The sequence below is a fragment of the Labilibaculum sp. K2S genome, from assembly GCF_030372765.1.
GTDB lineage: Bacteria > Bacteroidota > Bacteroidia > Bacteroidales > Marinifilaceae > Labilibaculum.
In genome coordinates this window covers 95207-110466 of record NZ_JAUCMW010000018.1, presented here as the reverse complement: position 1 = coordinate 110466, position 15260 = coordinate 95207, and the positions used below count along the sequence as shown (strand labels likewise).

12 protein-coding genes, 1 tRNA gene and 1 pseudogene are annotated in these 15260 nt (G+C 34.6%); 2 read left to right on the top strand and 12 right to left on the bottom strand.

Going from position 1 to position 15260, the window contains the following annotated elements:
* Positions 1-16: 16 nt before the first annotated feature.
* Both QUH73_RS16790 and QUH73_RS16785 read right to left on the bottom strand, forming a co-directional pair.
* Entirely contained in the window at positions 17-565 is a 549-nt protein-coding gene (locus tag QUH73_RS16790; RefSeq protein ID WP_289531595.1) for a nucleotidyltransferase domain-containing protein, read from the bottom strand.
* A 12-nt stretch (positions 566-577) separates the two neighbouring features.
* Positions 578-1393: an SMODS-associated NUDIX domain-containing protein gene (locus QUH73_RS16785; RefSeq protein WP_289531594.1), complete on the bottom strand. Its 816-nt coding sequence runs from the start codon at positions 1391-1393 to the stop codon at positions 578-580.
* An 85-nt stretch (positions 1394-1478) separates the two neighbouring features.
* Between QUH73_RS16785 and QUH73_RS16780 the strand changes: the two genes are divergently transcribed.
* Positions 1479-2495: a helix-turn-helix transcriptional regulator gene (locus QUH73_RS16780; RefSeq protein WP_289531593.1), complete on the top strand. Its 1017-nt coding sequence runs from the start codon at positions 1479-1481 to the stop codon at positions 2493-2495.
* A gap of 14 nt (positions 2496-2509) precedes the next feature.
* Here the strand turns inward: QUH73_RS16780 and QUH73_RS16775 are convergent, their stop codons facing one another.
* The 10 genes and pseudogenes from QUH73_RS16775 to QUH73_RS16735 all read right to left on the bottom strand — a co-directional run bounded on the left by QUH73_RS16775 (position 2510) and on the right by QUH73_RS16735 (position 10698).
* Positions 2510-2983 carry a site-specific integrase gene (locus QUH73_RS16775; RefSeq protein ID WP_289531592.1) on the bottom strand — a complete coding sequence of 158 codons (474 nt, stop codon included), beginning with the start codon at positions 2981-2983 and terminating at the stop codon, positions 2510-2512.
* Positions 2984-3173: 190 nt separating this feature from the next.
* Entirely contained in the window at positions 3174-3359 is a 186-nt protein-coding gene (locus tag QUH73_RS20945; protein WP_442913423.1) for a hypothetical protein, read from the bottom strand.
* Positions 3360-3430: 71 nt separating this feature from the next.
* Positions 3431-3706 (bottom strand): annotated as a pseudogene (locus QUH73_RS20940) (hypothetical protein); the annotation flags it as partial.
* 338 nt (positions 3707-4044) lie between these two features.
* Positions 4045-4965, bottom strand: coding sequence for a nucleotidyl transferase AbiEii/AbiGii toxin family protein (locus QUH73_RS16765; protein ID WP_289531590.1), 921 nt, complete (start codon positions 4963-4965; stop codon positions 4045-4047).
* The gene (locus QUH73_RS16760) at positions 4962-5729 is read right to left on the bottom strand and encodes a type IV toxin-antitoxin system AbiEi family antitoxin (protein ID WP_289531589.1); all 768 of its coding nucleotides are present in this window, start codon (positions 5727-5729) and stop codon (positions 4962-4964) included. The genes QUH73_RS16765 and QUH73_RS16760 overlap by 4 nt, the downstream gene beginning before the upstream one ends.
* A 142-nt stretch (positions 5730-5871) precedes the next feature.
* Positions 5872-7089 (bottom strand): site-specific integrase, encoded by a 1218-nt coding sequence (locus QUH73_RS16755; protein WP_289531588.1) that lies wholly within the window; start codon positions 7087-7089, stop codon positions 5872-5874.
* A 308-nt stretch (positions 7090-7397) separates the two neighbouring features.
* A tRNA-Ser gene (locus QUH73_RS16750) sits at positions 7398-7482 on the bottom strand.
* A 180-nt stretch (positions 7483-7662) separates the two neighbouring features.
* Positions 7663-9198 (bottom strand): ATP-binding cassette domain-containing protein, encoded by a 1536-nt coding sequence (locus QUH73_RS16745; RefSeq protein ID WP_289531587.1) that lies wholly within the window; start codon positions 9196-9198, stop codon positions 7663-7665.
* Between the two features lie 175 nt (positions 9199-9373).
* Positions 9374-9688, bottom strand: coding sequence for an L-rhamnose mutarotase (rhaM, locus tag QUH73_RS16740; protein ID WP_289531586.1), 315 nt, complete (start codon positions 9686-9688; stop codon positions 9374-9376).
* A 53-nt stretch (positions 9689-9741) separates the two neighbouring features.
* Complete coding sequence (locus QUH73_RS16735; RefSeq protein WP_289531585.1) at positions 9742-10698, bottom strand: glycoside hydrolase family 43 protein; 957 nt, start codon at positions 10696-10698, stop codon at positions 9742-9744.
* A 188-nt stretch (positions 10699-10886) separates the two neighbouring features.
* Between QUH73_RS16735 and QUH73_RS16730 the strand changes: the two genes are divergently transcribed.
* Positions 10887-15170, top strand: coding sequence for a hybrid sensor histidine kinase/response regulator (locus QUH73_RS16730; RefSeq protein WP_289531584.1), 4284 nt, complete (start codon positions 10887-10889; stop codon positions 15168-15170).
* Positions 15171-15260 lie beyond the last annotated feature (90 nt).

Sequence of the window (15260 nt, the reverse complement as noted above, 5' to 3'; positions counted from 1 at the left end):
TTTTAGTGGCACAACATCACCGAAATGGGTGGCACATATACACCGAAATACACAACCATTGTGCATAACCTTCAGGATTACTAATAACCCAACTGTGTTCTTTTTTATCTGGTGCCATGATCCGATTTTCATCTCGGAGGTAATTTTCAGTACAAGTGGGAATGATATCCATATGAAATTCATCAGCATAATCTAAGCGGATACACCTTGATTTTTCTTTTACGAGCTTGCCCCAATTTCCATTTGATTCCATAAGATCTTTAAAATCCGTATGAATTTTTTGGAATGGTATTTTTCGCCAATCTTTATTGATCTGAACAACAAAATCCAAATCATATTCTTCTCCTTGTCTCGGTTTTACAGTTGTTCCCAGTCGGTATGACCCCTGTGCATAAATCTTGGCATCATAAAATAAACCTGGTGATTCTTCGATGAAGGAACTAACCGCCTTGTAGCGTTCTTCAACGAGTTGTCTTCTCGAACCGTTTAATTGTAGTGTTTCTGTAATTCGTTTCAGGATATCATCCAAGTAGGCTTTCCTGTCTTCAGTAACTAGTTTTTTCATCTTATATGTTTTTTAAATTAATATTTCGGCACTATGATCTGTTATAGGGTAAGGGGTGACTTTTAAATCAGATCGATATCCTTCACTTCTGATGATATCAGCATTAACCCATTTATATTTGTTGCTCTCAGGCAAGTTTAGCATTCCCTTTAAAAATTTCAGTTGTTCTTCTGTAGGCACTAATTCCACGATATCGTAGATATGCACTTCCTTACATTTTAGTTTATCTGAAATTTTAACTTTTGTAATGATCTGTTTTCTGAAATTTATTCTTGGAAAAGGAAATAAATGGTTTGGTAGTATATTGGTTTCGACTAATTCCTCGTAGAATTCTCTGTCGTAGCTGACTTCTCTTTCTTTGTTAGCCTGATTATACCATTTTAAATATCTTGCTAATCGATATCCTTTGATATAAAGTCTTAAATCATCTTTCGAACGACCTCCGTTTGTAAACTTATCATCAGGCTCAACCTCCAATTTATTCAAAAAGGAATTGGAGGTTGTAACTCTTTTAAAATTGCCACCCACTGGTTGGTATTTTTTGTGTTTTCTGCTTTTTACAAGCAGATAATGATCTTCCACTTCGATCTTATACAGGTAACTGCAGGATAGTCTTAATCTTCGGACAAAGAATGCTTGCACTAAAGTTCTTAGAACACCTCTGTTTTCTAATCCCCAGCAAAACCAGTTGGTAAAGGCTGTTATGCCTGCAGCAAAAGCTCCTCCTAAGAGTAAGTTCTGTGTTGCTGTATTTGCAACAAATTGTGAAGCTGAACCTAACACAATTGCAATTATTAAGTTTATAACTTTGGAGTAACTTTCTTTCATTTGCTTAATTATTCATTTAACTTTATACAAATATCAGTAAGGTCACTGCAAACTGCTTACAGTCGTATTTTAATTTGTTATTTTTATGAGAAAAAAAACAATTCCGGGTTTTCGTCACGAAGTGATAGACACTTGTTTATGTAATCCTTTTAAAAATTGGACAAAGGATAGACTAATTGAAAAAATAAATGAAAAGCTGATGGACTGCCATGGTATCGATGGAATTTGTGAAAAAACTTTCTATAACGATATCAGGAATATGAAATCAGAGCCTCCCAGAGGATATGATGCTCCTATAGAATGTATGAATGGAGCATATATTTATACTGAATCCGATTTTACGATTCAGAAAGATAATTTAAGTGATGAAGATATTGAATCGATAAATAAAGCCATAGAGGTTCTTTCTCAATTCAAGCAGATAGGGATTCATACTGAACTGTCATCTGTTAAAGAAAAAATACTAGGATATAAGTCCAATATAGATGAAGTAGAACACCTTATTGAGTTTGAGCAGCAAGAGGTAAAAGGAATGGAATTCCTTTCGAGTTTATATCCTTTAATAAAGGAAAAGAAAGTGATCAAAATTGAATACCAATCTTTTCGATCATCCGAACCACACGAATATATTGTCCACCCTTACTATCTAAAACAATACAAGCATCGTTGGTACTTGGTATGCTATTGTGAATCACATGAAATGATTGCCACCTATGCATTAGACCGTTTCATAAATATCACAGAAATATTTGATGTTAATTTTCGTGAGGTAGAATATAAAGCTTTGAAAAAAAGATTTGAAAATATCATAGGAGTTACCAAAATTGTCGATCATGTATTGCAGCAGATTGAAGTTTGGATCTCGAAAGAATTAGCTCCATATATTGAAACAAAAAAAATTCATCATTCTCAGGTAAAATTGAATGAAGATGATAAAGGCATAGTGATAGCTTTAACATTGATTCCTAATTATGAATTCTATTCAATAATACAAAGCTTTGGAAATTCGATTGAAATTCTTTCACCGGTACTTGTGCGGGATGAGTTAGCTTTAAAGTTGGAATCAGCCAGTAAAATGTATCATGCACCTGTGGGTTTGTAAAAACTGAGATCCTTTCAGCTCCCGTAGATTTGTAATTTGCGGGCAAAGAGTTTTGGTTTAGTAATTTTTTCATTAACTACTTTTGAATAAATCTGAGTCGTACGAATATTCTTATGACCAAGCATTGAACTAATAGATTCAATAGGTACTCCATTGGCAAGAGTGATTGTTGTTGCGAAGGTATGCCTTGTGGTATGGAAGGTTAAATTTTTATCTATTGATGCCAGATCTGCTAACTCTTTTAAATAAGCATTTAGTTTCTGGTTGCTAAAGCTGAGGAAAATATGATACTCCGTTTTCTTTCCTGGATGATCAACATATTTTTTTATCAAATTGTGAGCTTGTGGAAGTATAGGGATATTTGATGGTGTTTTTGTCTTTTCACGTTCTAGTAAAATCCATAAATTACCATTATTCCTTTTTGGGATATGCTTTTCACTTAATTTGGAATGTTTGCATAGGAGTCCTGTATAGCTGGCAATAAGCATAATTCCCTAACAATGTCTAGAGTAGGAGTGAATCCCAACAAAATAGAGGAAATTAAAAATAAACTAATTCTGAAAGAGATGATTTGGCAGTTTCTGAAATATAAAGGGTAGGAAACATTTTAATTGTAATCATACTTGAACATATTTCTTATAAGAGTATTAATTTCTATAGAATCGTTACATTAATCCTTTAATTGAATTCGAAACTTTTGGGAGTGCCAAGTGAATTAAGGGCATCAAGAAATCTATTACAATCGAAAAGTTCAAATGTGTCAACTAAGTTATTTGATATTGCTTTTCTTGCAGTCTTAATAGCTTGTGGGGAAAAATGACCTGCAGTTGTGACGAACGCACAATTTTTAGCTCCTTCCAGCAAAGTCGCCCCCAATAAATCCCGAATTTCTTTAACTGGTTCAGTTTTGTTTTCCTTCTTTTTACCTGAACAAGGATAGGATTATCAGACATTATTAAAATCAGGTCGATGCCTCCATCACATGATTTACCAACAATTTTCACTTCGCATGCAAAATATTCCCTAAAAACAGATGCCACCAGTTCTTCCATCTTCCTATGGTGGATCTCAAAAATTTTTTCGTTCTGTTGAGTAAGGTAGGTTCTTAATGATAAGATGGGGACTTCATTTGAACTAATTTCAAAACTTCTTAAAATGGCACTGTTTATATCTAGTTGCCAGTCTTTAAATCCCCAAGATTCACCTTCCATGTAACTATGAAATGTACTGCCACCATTCACACCTCTTACATTTGATAACACCCTCTGATTTGTGCCAGTTTACTCTTTCTAATGTCTTAATATCAAAAGGCCTTTATTATGAATACTTTCCAGTTCGCTATGACAATATTTACATTTATTCCAGATATGGAAAAATAAATCTCTGTTATTAGGTTGGGGTATTCATACCATAAGTACCTGTTTCAGTTAAATAATTCGTAAAATCTAAGATCATATTTTCTAGAAGTAGTGTGCGTTACGGGTAGTTTTTTATAGCTGTAGTATTCTACAGATTTTAATAAACAGCTTAGTATCTGATGTATAAAAATCTAATTTAAAATAGCTCTCAAATTTTCTATCATTTGCTCATGCTTTTTTGCATTCGCTTTCTTGAGCTTATTAATATTAATCAACTTCCACTGAATGGCAGGTAAATTCTTTAAAACAGGGATTGGAAAAAGCTCCCAATCCGGTTCTCCTAATTCAAAACTTATAATAAACTTTTTATCCTGATCTGTAAGACGTTTTCCAATTGTATTAATCAGAACAGCCCTTGTTTCTTCGTAATCTTCATAAGTAAACTCAACACTTGTCATACCAGCAAACTGGTTGTCGAAAGCCAATTTCTGATCTTTCAATACAGGAGAAAGTAATTCACTAATAGGTTTGTAATGGCTGATTAATCCAATTTTGAAGCCTTCCCATATTTCATTGGTGAATCCTTCGTTTTTGAGTAATAATTTAACATCAAAAACATCGCGAGGATGCTGTCTGTCAATGCCAGCACATATTTTACCTCCATACAATTCAGCCATAGAAACGACGTTAATAGCAGCAAACTTATCGAACTCATCCTGAACTGAGTCAACCACCTGCATCAATTTGGTTGGGAATACATTTCCTCTGGTAATTGTGTTGACTTCTATTTTGATTTGTGCACCTTGTCCTTGGCAGTTCAATTTTACATCAGTTCCTCCATTTAATGGTACGGTGTTGATTTTTACTTCAGGTAATTTTTTTTCAAGGTCAGCCTTTATCTTTCTTAAACCATTTTGAATATTTTGCAGTGCATCGGCTCTTGGATCAAGGGGCAAATAGGTTAAGTCAATATCGACAGATAAACGTGGCATTGCCCTGATAAAAAGATTAATTGCAGTACCACCTTTTAATGCAAATATTTCTTCTTTAGCCACATATGGCAATACTTGAAGTAATAAATCAACTTGTGCCCTATATACTGGTAAAATCATAATTCAATTAGTTCTTTAGGTATGGATATTAGATATTTGGCATTGTACACACCTTTCTCTGTAATCATTCGCTTACCGTTTCCTAAATTAACCTTATCGGTTTTTATAAATTGAAACCATTGGTGATTGGCTTTTTCAGCCATGTATAAAAACAAACGTTTTACTTTTATTGATGTGCAGTTTGTCAAAAGTTCAGTAACAAGTCTTGGTTTGAGATTAACCAATCCTTCGAATACCTGATAGCATTCAACAAGGTCGGTTTTTTGTGGAGCCAAATATAAGCATTCCATGATAGCTCTTTCCGGAAATGAAATAGACACACTTATTCCTTTTGTATCCATGTCCTTAATACCTATTTCATCTGGTAAAAAAGAGGTGGGTTTATGAAATAATTCAACGCCCCAATCAAAGTTGCTAAACCACTTTGGTAAAGTGCTTCTTTGTGGTGAAAACAAATGTAGATTTTCTTTACTTAATCTGAAATAATGACTATAGCCATGTAGTTCCAGAGCTGATAGTCCACCAACATGCACTTTGAAACCAACTTGTTTTTGTAAAGCGTTTAATGCTCCTTGCCACCCAATTGAGTCTTCTGGTTTTTTGTATGCTCCCCGTCCTAATGATTCTAACCAGCCACTTTCCAAATAATACTTTCGTAGGTTATCAGATATGCCAAGACTTTCCAATAAAGGAATGGTAACTACATTACCTTGCCTTAGTACTTTAAATAGTTTTCTTAATTTCGTATCATTATCCGTAGACATACTGCTAATATTTACACAAATTTAAGAATTATATTTGGAGAGTCCTAATAAGGGGTCTTAATAATATATGAATTTAGGTAGTCTAACTACGGAAATAGGATAAAAAATAAACCGATTGAGTTCAAAAACTCTAATTTTAATCTTATCGAAGTTTCATCTTAAGCTTATTCATGTCTTTACTAACCTTTTCATTAACCACTTTTGAATAGATTTGAGTTGTTCGAATATTCTTATGTCCAAGCATTGAACTGATGGATTCAATTGGGACACCATTAGCAAGAGTAATTGTCGTCGCAAAAGTGTGCCTTGCTATATGAAAGGTTAAATTTTTATCAATAGATGCCAAGTCTGCTAACTCTTTTAAATAAGCATTTAGTTTTTGATTGCTAAAGCTTGGGAAAATATGGTTCTCTGTTTTCTTGGCTGGATGATCAACGTATTTTTTTATTAAGTCGTGAGCTTGAGGAAGTATAGGAATGTTTGATGGTGTTTTAGTTTTTTCACGTTCCAGTAAAATCCATAAATTGCCATCGATTCCAATTCGTATATTTTCTCTAGTAAGATTTGAAACATCTATATAAGCAAGTCCAGTATAACACGAGAAAACAAAAATGTCTCTGACAACATCTAAGCGAGGAAAGGATAATTTTAGGTTTTCAAGGCTATGAATTTCTTCTTTGTTAAGGCATTCTCTTTTTACCTCTATTAATTTGGTTTGATATTTTGCAAAAGGATCTTTATCCAACCATTCATTTCTGATAGCCAAGTTGATTACTTTGCGCATATTTTTCAAATATTTATAGGTGCTGTTATTGTTGCATTTTCGAACAGTTTTAAAGTAGTGTTCAAAGTCAATAATAAATGCGTATTTAAGACGGGATAAAGGAATATCATTTAAACTGTATTGATGCTTTAAAAACCTTTTAACATGATCAAGTGTTGTGATGTATCTTTTTATAGTTGCAGGAGCATACGTTATGCCTTGCAATTCTTCCATTTGTTTATTGTGATACTCAAAAATTTGGATTAAGGTTCTTTTTTCTTGTTCTATACCCAAAAATCGAGCTTTTAATTTCTTGGCAGATACTAGTTCACCATTTTTCACCATCTCAGTATGGTGGTCATAAATGCTATTTTTTAAGACATCTAAAAATTTATTGAGTTGTCCAGCACCTTTCTTTTTAGTGATCGCTTTATTCAGCTTACTATTCCAATCTATAGGCTTAATATGCCTGCCCGTCGAGATTTCAACACGTTCATTATCTATAGAGAAACGGATGTAAATAGGAGCTTCTCCGAGCTTATTAGATCTGTTTTTTCTAATTAGAAAACTGATGTTTAGTGTTGAAAATGTATTCATACTATGATATTATTAGATCATTCAGGGCAGTTTTTAGTAGGATTTGTAGAATTAAAGTGGTGATGTTTAGTAAATCTAATGAAAATTCAGCAGTTTTGAAAATATATTTTCAATCCTAATTTTATTTAAGCTGTTTTGATTCAGTTTGTTATGATGAGATTGGTGAACAGAGTGGATTCTGAAATTTGTTCACCGTAGAGTACACCTTCCTATTGACTTTATATGTAATAGAATGAAATGGGTGAAAACAGAAAAGGCTGTAAATCAGTGGATTTACAGCCTTTTGGATTAGGATGATTCCTAAAATGCGGAGAGAGAGGGATTCGAACCCCCGGTACCTTGCGGTACACGTGCTTTCCAAGCACGCACAATCGGCCACTCTGTCATCCCTCCAAGCAATATCTGTTAGGATAATTGTGAGGGACAAAAGTAAAACAAAATAGCGGATTACAAAAGATATTATGCGAAAAATGATTTAGAGCAGTCAATCGAATTTTACAGGTCATCAATTGCTTTTTGGAAATAGCTGTATATGTGGTTTTTATTGGAAAAAGTACAATGATTCTGCTTCATTTAATTTTGCAATTGAGAGTCGGCTTCTTCTGCATCTTCAATTTGTTTTCCTTTTTCTAATTTCAATGTGTGTTGAACACTTTCCGGTATTTCATGCTTGTAATGACTTACATATATAAGACTTACATTGCTGTGTCTGCATATTTTTTCAATAATGCGTTTGAAATTATCTTTTTGGTGACAGTCTAATCCTTGAGTGGGTTCATCAAATATCAGTAATGGTGGATTTTTTACCAGTGCCCTGGCAAGGAGGCACAAGCGTTGAGTGCTTGCTGATACATTTTTGAATCCTTGAGTGGCAGAACTCTCAATTTCAAGAAGCTGCATCCAACGTTTTGCAATTTCAGCTTTAGCAGGATTTGATTTTCGGAAAAGACCTAAAGTGTTGTGAAATCCCGATTCAATTACCTGAAGGCATGAATTTCCATTTGGGAAATATTGAAAGAATTCAGGAGAGACAAAACCAATTTTCTTTTTAATATCCCAAATGCTTTCTCCGCTTCCTCTCTTCACACCAAAAAGAGATATGTTGTTAGCATATGCCTGTGGATTGTCTGCGTTAATTAAGCTTAATAAAGTTGATTTCCCGGCACCATTTTGACCAAGTAATGCCCAACGCTCACCTTGTTTTATAGTCCAGTTCACATGATCAAGAATGGTGTGTTCACCATATTTAATCACTACATCTTTCATTTCAACGATGTTTTCGAAATTCTCCTGTTTGCTTGTTGCCAGCAGCTTTTTAAGTTCCTGGGAGTCAATTTCAGAAATGGCTGAAAAACTAACTTTTTCAGGCTTAAATTCCGATCGGGTGAGACTGCTTGTAATTCTTCCTTCGCTCAGAACAGCAATATGAGTAATTGCTTCCGGAATTTCGTTGGGTGAAGTAGTCATAACAATACTAATACCTGAATCAGATATTTCAGTTATCAGATTATTAATGTCTGTTCTCATTGCAATATCGAGCCCTGTAAGCGGATTGTCCAATAGGAGCAACGTGGGATTTTTCAGCAGCGCCTTAGCTATAAGTAGTCTTTTTGTTTCCCCATTTGATAGCTTGATAAGGTGTTTATTTTTTAAATTTCGAAGATGTAAGCGATCCAGTACCTTATTGAGTGTCCACGTTTCGGGCGATGCAGATGGTTCAATTTTTGAAAGATACTGGTCAACGGTTTGAATGTCCTCCGAATCAGCGGAGTTAAAGCGTTGCTGATAGTAAAAACTGGTGGTGTTGGATAAATTTGTAAAATTATGCTTTGTTGAGACCTGACTGATTAAACTCTTCCAGGTAAAAAGAATTTGATTTCCATTTCGTTTTTTTGTTTTTTCATCCAGCAATGGATGTCTGAATTCTCCTTGCGAGATATGGAATTTACCTGCAATTGTTTTTAGAAGAGCACTTTTTCCCGAACCACTTGCTCCAACTATCGCCCAGTGCTGTCCTGTTTTCACCGAAAGATTAATATTTTCAAGAAGAATCTGATTAAGATACTGTACTCTTACATTTTCAAAAGAAATAATGGTTTGATTGGTCATAAAAGGTTTGTCTGTGCAAATTTTCTGCAAGGGGTAACTTTGGAGACTAAAGATAATTTATCTTTTTAGGATTTCAATATTGAAAGATGAAATTCAACAGGTAGTAAATTTTAAATCTGATCCGTTCTTTTTCCTTTTACTATTTTAAAATTTAGCACATTAAGATTCGTGTATTTTACTCCAGATAAAATACTTCCTCTAAAGGAATTGAAACAGGGGAGTTGTCTGTATTGGTTTTCATTATATCTGCCATAAATTTCCACCATTTTTTAACAATTTCAGTTTGCCCTAAATCTTGCGAGCCTCCGTTGCTGCTTAGCTTTTGAAATGCAAATAAAGTATTTGTTTCTTCATCTATAAAAATGGAGTATTCATTTACTCCAGCCTCTTTTAGTAATTGTTTAAGTTCAGGCCATAATTCACTATGGCGTTTTTTATATTCTTCTTTCTGACCTTCATTGAGGTGCATTTTAAAGGCTAATCGTTTCATTTTTATGGAGTATTAGTTTGTATTCAGAAATTAATTTATTCAAAAGGAAGTAATCATTTACTGGAAGTATTGTCCAGAAGATTATTCAGTGTTTTTTCAGATACTTTAAATGCAGTGCCGTGTCGAATGCCTCTTGGTAAATTAATTGATTCTGAAATATCTTCCCAATTTTTTTCATCAAGTGAACGTATGGCACCATATTTTTTGTCTCTGTATTTATCGAAGTAGATGTAAATGTATTTCCCAATTTTTAATGGAGTTGGTCCTTCTACCCAGGAGTCTCCCGAAATATTATCAGAAACCTTTGTTGGGAATCCATCGGCCAGATTTTTTGTGAAAACAATGCGTAAATTTTTCTCTTTAGGAACCGACATTTCATTTTTAATAACCATCATGTAGGCTGAATCGGTTTTAAGAATGGCTCCGTCGATGACACTAAACCCCGGATCATAAAAAAGTGATGTTGGTGTAAACGATTTGAAATCGGTTGTAGTTGTATAATATAGTCGGTGATTTAGCCCTTTTTCATTGCTTGTGGTTTCAATTTCCGGGAATTGTCCGGGAATTGTCGATGCCCAAACAATATAAAATAAATGAGATGCATCATCAAAAAATACTTCGGGAGCCCAGGTGTTTCTGGTTCCTTTTAAATGCTCCATTACAGGGATGTTTTTTTGTTCCGACCAGTGAATTAAATCTTTTGAGGAAGCGTATCCAATTCCTTGATCCCACCATCCTGTTGTCCAAACCATATGAAAGATTCCATCCTTCCCTTGAGTGATGCTTGGGTCGCGCATTAAATGATCTTTACCTATAACCGGTTTTAATAATGATTTACCATCCTTTACGACTTCCCATTGATGGCCATCGTAACTATAGGCCAGATGAAGCCCATCATTGCCATTGTCTGTAAAATAGGAAAATAAGTAAACGTCTTTGTGATTTGCAGAGCATCCCGGCAAAAGGATTAAAAGACAGATGATTAGTTTGAAGAAATGATAATTGAACATGAAAAATATAGTTATAAAAAATTTATCACAAGATAAATGTAAGGATAATTATAATCATGGATTATCATACAAACTCCTGTAAAAAATGCCGTTTTAGATGGTATTTTTATTTAATTGTCTATTTTTATTTTTTGTAATACAGTTGCTGCTAAATCAAAGAAAATGGTATGTTCTTAAGGGATGATAAAATGAATAAAAGGCAAAATATTTTCATTGGAATATTTACAATTTCTCTGTTCTTTTCTTCCATGCTATGTGCCCAGGAATCCATACTATTTAGTCAGATTAGTACCAAAGACGGATTGCCTCAAAACACTGCCCGAAGCATTGTTGTTGATAATATGGGTTTTTTATGGGTTGGTACTCTGGATGGTTTGGTGCGGTATGACGGAACCCGGTTTATAACCTATAAACCAGAACCCGGAAGACCAAAAAATATTACCGATCAAAGAATCCGAAGTATTCATGAAGACAAGGAAGGTTTATTGTGGATTAAAACTTATGATAATTCATTTAATTGTTACAATCCCAAATTAGAACGTTTTATCGAGTTTAGTTACGAAGGAAATACAGTACCGCTTTTGTTTACTAATTATTTGGAAACCCGGAAAGGGGAGGTTTGGTTATGGGGTGATGGTGGTTGTGTTAAAATCGAAAAAAATACGGAAGGAGTACCTGTAATAGCTTTTCATTCTACATCAAATTCAAACAAATTATCAGAAAATAAAGTGAATTTTGTGTTTGCAGATTCTTTAAACAATGTATGGATTGGCAGTGATCTGGGATTAAAAAGAATGGATTCATCCGGCAATACAGACGAGTTTTACAATCAGGAGAATCTTGGCATTTTTCGAAAGGCGATGCAGTTAAATTCAATTGTTTATTTTGTGTCCGATGATGCGATTGGCCGTTATGATTTGAAGAAACATCTGTTTTTAGAGGCATTTAAATCTTCGGAACAATGTTCTCTTCGGGATATAGCACAGCTGAACAAAGATTATTTGATTGTTTCATCATTGGAAAAAGGATTGTATAAAGTTGACCTAAATACGGGTGTGTTTTCTAAAAATCCGTTAGGCAGTTCAAAGCCCATTATTGCCGCCCCGCGTATAATTGTTGATGCCAGAAAAGGCATTTGGGTGTATGATAATACCGGGAGAATGGTTTTTTACGATCCAGAAACCAACAAGGCGAAAGAAATGCAGCTGATATCACCCGAAGTAGCCAGTGTTATAGATGATAGCAGGTATAATATTTTAATTGATTCGGAAGGAATTTACTGGATAACCACCTACGGAAACGGATTGTATCAGTACAATGTGGAAAATGATGTATTAACCAATTATTTGTATGATAAAGTAGAAAACAGCCCGGCTTCGGATTATTTATTATCTATTGATGAAGATCATTTTGGAAATTTGTGGATTGGCAGTGAATATGCAGGTGTTATTAAGGTCACCAGAGAAAAATTCGATGTGAAATATGTCAAGCCCGAAAAGGATGAATCTATTGTTGCAAGTAACAATGTGAAGGTTATTTTTAAAGACTCAGACGGTAAGATATGGTTGGGTACAAAAAATGGCAGTCTGTATATATATGATGATCAACTAAAAAATAAGAAAAGGATTGGAAAAAACATCAATCCCTATACCATAGCTGAAGATGACAAAGGACGGATTTGGGTAGGTACCAAAGGGAATGGCGTGTATATATATGATAAAAAGTCGTATCAACAATATCAACATTTTGTTAGTGCAGAAGGAAAAGCCAATAGCTTGTGCAGTAATTCCATATTTGATATCATACAAGACTCGGAGAAAAGAATTTGGATCGCATCCTTTGGAGGAGGAATTGATTTGGTAGAGGAGTCGGGGAACCGTTTTCGGTTTAATCATTATTTAAATAATAAAGGGAATATCAGTTTTGTTAGATGTTTACTGGAGGATAAAAAGGGACTTATTTGGGTAGGTAGTTACGAAGGGTTGATCTGTTTCCAGCCGGATGAATTCATTAAGGATCAGAATGTATATACAATTTATACATATAATCCAGGACATCCGGAAGGTTTAAACTGTAATGATGTAAAAGCGATTTTTGAAGATAGCAGAGGCGAGTTGTGGATTGGGACAGCTGGTGGAGGATTGAATTTATTTGATGCTGACAGTCCTGATAAACAGGGTTCTTTCATAAAATACACAAAAAAAGAGGGACTTCCGTCAGATATTATTACCTCCATTCTGGAAAGTAAGGATAGTGTTCTTTGGGTAAGTACAGAAAGTGGTTTAACACATATAGAAAAAGGGAAGAATACCTTTTTAACTTATCAGTTTTCGAATAGTACGTATGGGGATTTCTATAATGAGAATGCATGTTTGTTGAAAGACAATGGTGAAATGCTGTGGGGAACTTTAGATGGCATGTTAGTACTGAATCCTGCCAGTATTGTTGTCAATCAAACAGTTCCGTTGGTACAATTAACCGATTTTTTTGTGAATGGTCAGCGCATGGAAGCAGGTCTGGCTAATTCGCCTTTAAAAGAGTCAATAAGTATTACAGATGAGATTGTGCTGGAACATGATCAAAATACGTTTACACTTAATTTCGCCTGTTTAGATATTACAGACCCTTCAAGAAATAAATATACATACCATCTGGAGCCTTACGATCAATATTGGAGTTCTCCAAACAGTAACAATTGGGCTACCTATAAAAATATGCCTGATGGCAATTATACGTTTAAGGTAAAAGGAGCGAATGCTGACGGCGAATGGAATAATGAGATAAGAACTTTTCAAATTACTGTTTTACCTCCTGTATGGAGAACGAATTATGCAATAGCTTTGTACATTCTTATAATTCTGGGAATAGCATTTGTAATTATTCGTTTTTTAGTAAGAATCAGTTCGCTTAATAATGCTGTTAAAATGGAAAAGCAGTTAACGGACTATAAACTACGCTTTTTCACGAATATATCACACGAATTCAGAACGCCGCTTACTTTAATTAAAGGAGCTGTTGAAAGAATGAATGATATGAAAGAGCTTCCTGCTGAAGTCTCAAAAAATGTAAACCTGCTTAATCGCAATACAATACAAATGTCGCGACTGATTGATCAGCTATTGGAATTCCGCAAACTGCAGAACAATGTATTGACTCTAAATCTGGAGATGACGGATATCTCAGATTTTACCCGTAATGCTTACTATGCTTTTAAAGAAATAGCGTTTCAAAAAAATATAGAATACCAGTTCGAAGGGATCAATGGGAAATGGGATTTTTATATCGATAGAAATAAAGTTGAGAAAATATTGTTTAACCTGCTTTCCAACGCCTTTAAGTTTACTCCTGCAAAAGGAAAGATTACCTGCAGAGTGGTAAGGGATGCTCATAGCGGGAATTGCATAATAAGTGTGATTGATACAGGAGTTGGTATTCCCAAGGAAAAAAGGGAGTTTCTTTTTGGCCGTTTTATGAAGTTGAATACTTCGGCAGAAGGAACCGGAATTGGTTTAGAGTTGGTTAAAGAATTCACTGAAACTCACAAGGGAAAAGTGAAATACAGCCCAAATCCAGAGGGAGGTTCTATTTTTTCAGTCGAATTACCTTCTAAAAAAGAAGTGTACAGCGATGTTAAATTTTTAGATGTAGTAGATGCTGGTGATAAAGAAGTGGTTCAGGCGGAACATAATGAGGATCACGTTATTCAAAGGCCTGTTAATCCGCATCATTGGAAAATATTGGTCATCGATGACAATTATGATATTAGGGAGTATTTGAAAGACGAATTGCAGCATCATTTTGATATTGAGCTGGCTGCAGATGGGAAAGATGGATTGGATAAAGCAATTGAATCGAACCCAACACTGATAATTTGTGATGTGAAAATGCCGCAGATGGATGGTTTGGAAGTAACCCGCAGGCTAAAAGACAATTTTGAAACAAGTCACATCCCGATTATTTTATTGACTGCCATGTCCTCAGATACCATTAAGCTGCAGGGAAGTGAATGTGGAGCCGATGAGTATATTATGAAACCTTTTAGTTTTAAATATTTATTATCCAGAGTGTATTCTTTAATCGATCAGCGGGAGAGGCTTAAAAAACGTTTTTCTGTTGACATTGATGTTAAGAAAGGATTGTTAAGTCAGGGGAATAAAGATCAGGCATTCTACGATTTAATTAATGAAATTATAGATAAGCATCTTGCCGAAGCAAGCTTTACCGTAACTGAGTTTACAGAACTGGCAGGACAAACCCGAACTATATTTTATAAAAAAGTGAAAGGTCTTACAGGGTATTCGCCTAATGAATTGATTAAAATAAAAAGAATGAAGAGAGCTGCCGAGCTAATCATTGAAGATAAGTACAATGTTTCTGAGGTTTCCTGGCAGGTAGGAATTGAAGATCCATTCTATTTTAGTAAGTGTTTTAAGGCTCAGTTTGGTTGCTCCCCTTCAAAATATGGAAAGTAAAGATTATAGCTAAAATTACATGCTTAGAGTACAATTTTACTGGTAAATCCATAAGGTGAGAATTATCTTCGGAAGATCTTTTGATACTAG

Coding starts and splice junctions, on each gene's coding strand:
- QUH73_RS16760 (WP_289531589.1), bottom strand. CDS start 5,729: ATGTCTACGGATAATGATACGAAATTAAGAAAACTATTTAAAGTACTA.
- QUH73_RS16735 (WP_289531585.1), bottom strand. CDS start 10,698: ATGTTCAATTATCATTTCTTCAAACTAATCATCTGTCTTTTAATCCTT.
- QUH73_RS16775 (WP_289531592.1), bottom strand. CDS start 2,983: ATGCTTATTGCCAGCTATACAGGACTCCTATGCAAACATTCCAAATTA.
- QUH73_RS16790 (WP_289531595.1), bottom strand. CDS start 565: ATGAAAAAACTAGTTACTGAAGACAGGAAAGCCTACTTGGATGATATC.
- QUH73_RS16780 (WP_289531593.1), top strand. CDS start 1,479: ATGAGAAAAAAAACAATTCCGGGTTTTCGTCACGAAGTGATAGACACT.
- rhaM (WP_289531586.1), bottom strand. CDS start 9,688: ATGAAACGATTAGCCTTTAAAATGCACCTCAATGAAGGTCAGAAAGAA.
- QUH73_RS16745 (WP_289531587.1), bottom strand. CDS start 9,198: ATGACCAATCAAACCATTATTTCTTTTGAAAATGTAAGAGTACAGTAT.
- QUH73_RS16785 (WP_289531594.1), bottom strand. CDS start 1,393: ATGAAAGAAAGTTACTCCAAAGTTATAAACTTAATAATTGCAATTGTG.
- QUH73_RS16755 (WP_289531588.1), bottom strand. CDS start 7,089: ATGAATACATTTTCAACACTAAACATCAGTTTTCTAATTAGAAAAAAC.
- QUH73_RS16765 (WP_289531590.1), bottom strand. CDS start 4,965: ATGATTTTACCAGTATATAGGGCACAAGTTGATTTATTACTTCAAGTA.
- QUH73_RS16730 (WP_289531584.1), top strand. CDS start 10,887: ATGAATAAAAGGCAAAATATTTTCATTGGAATATTTACAATTTCTCTG.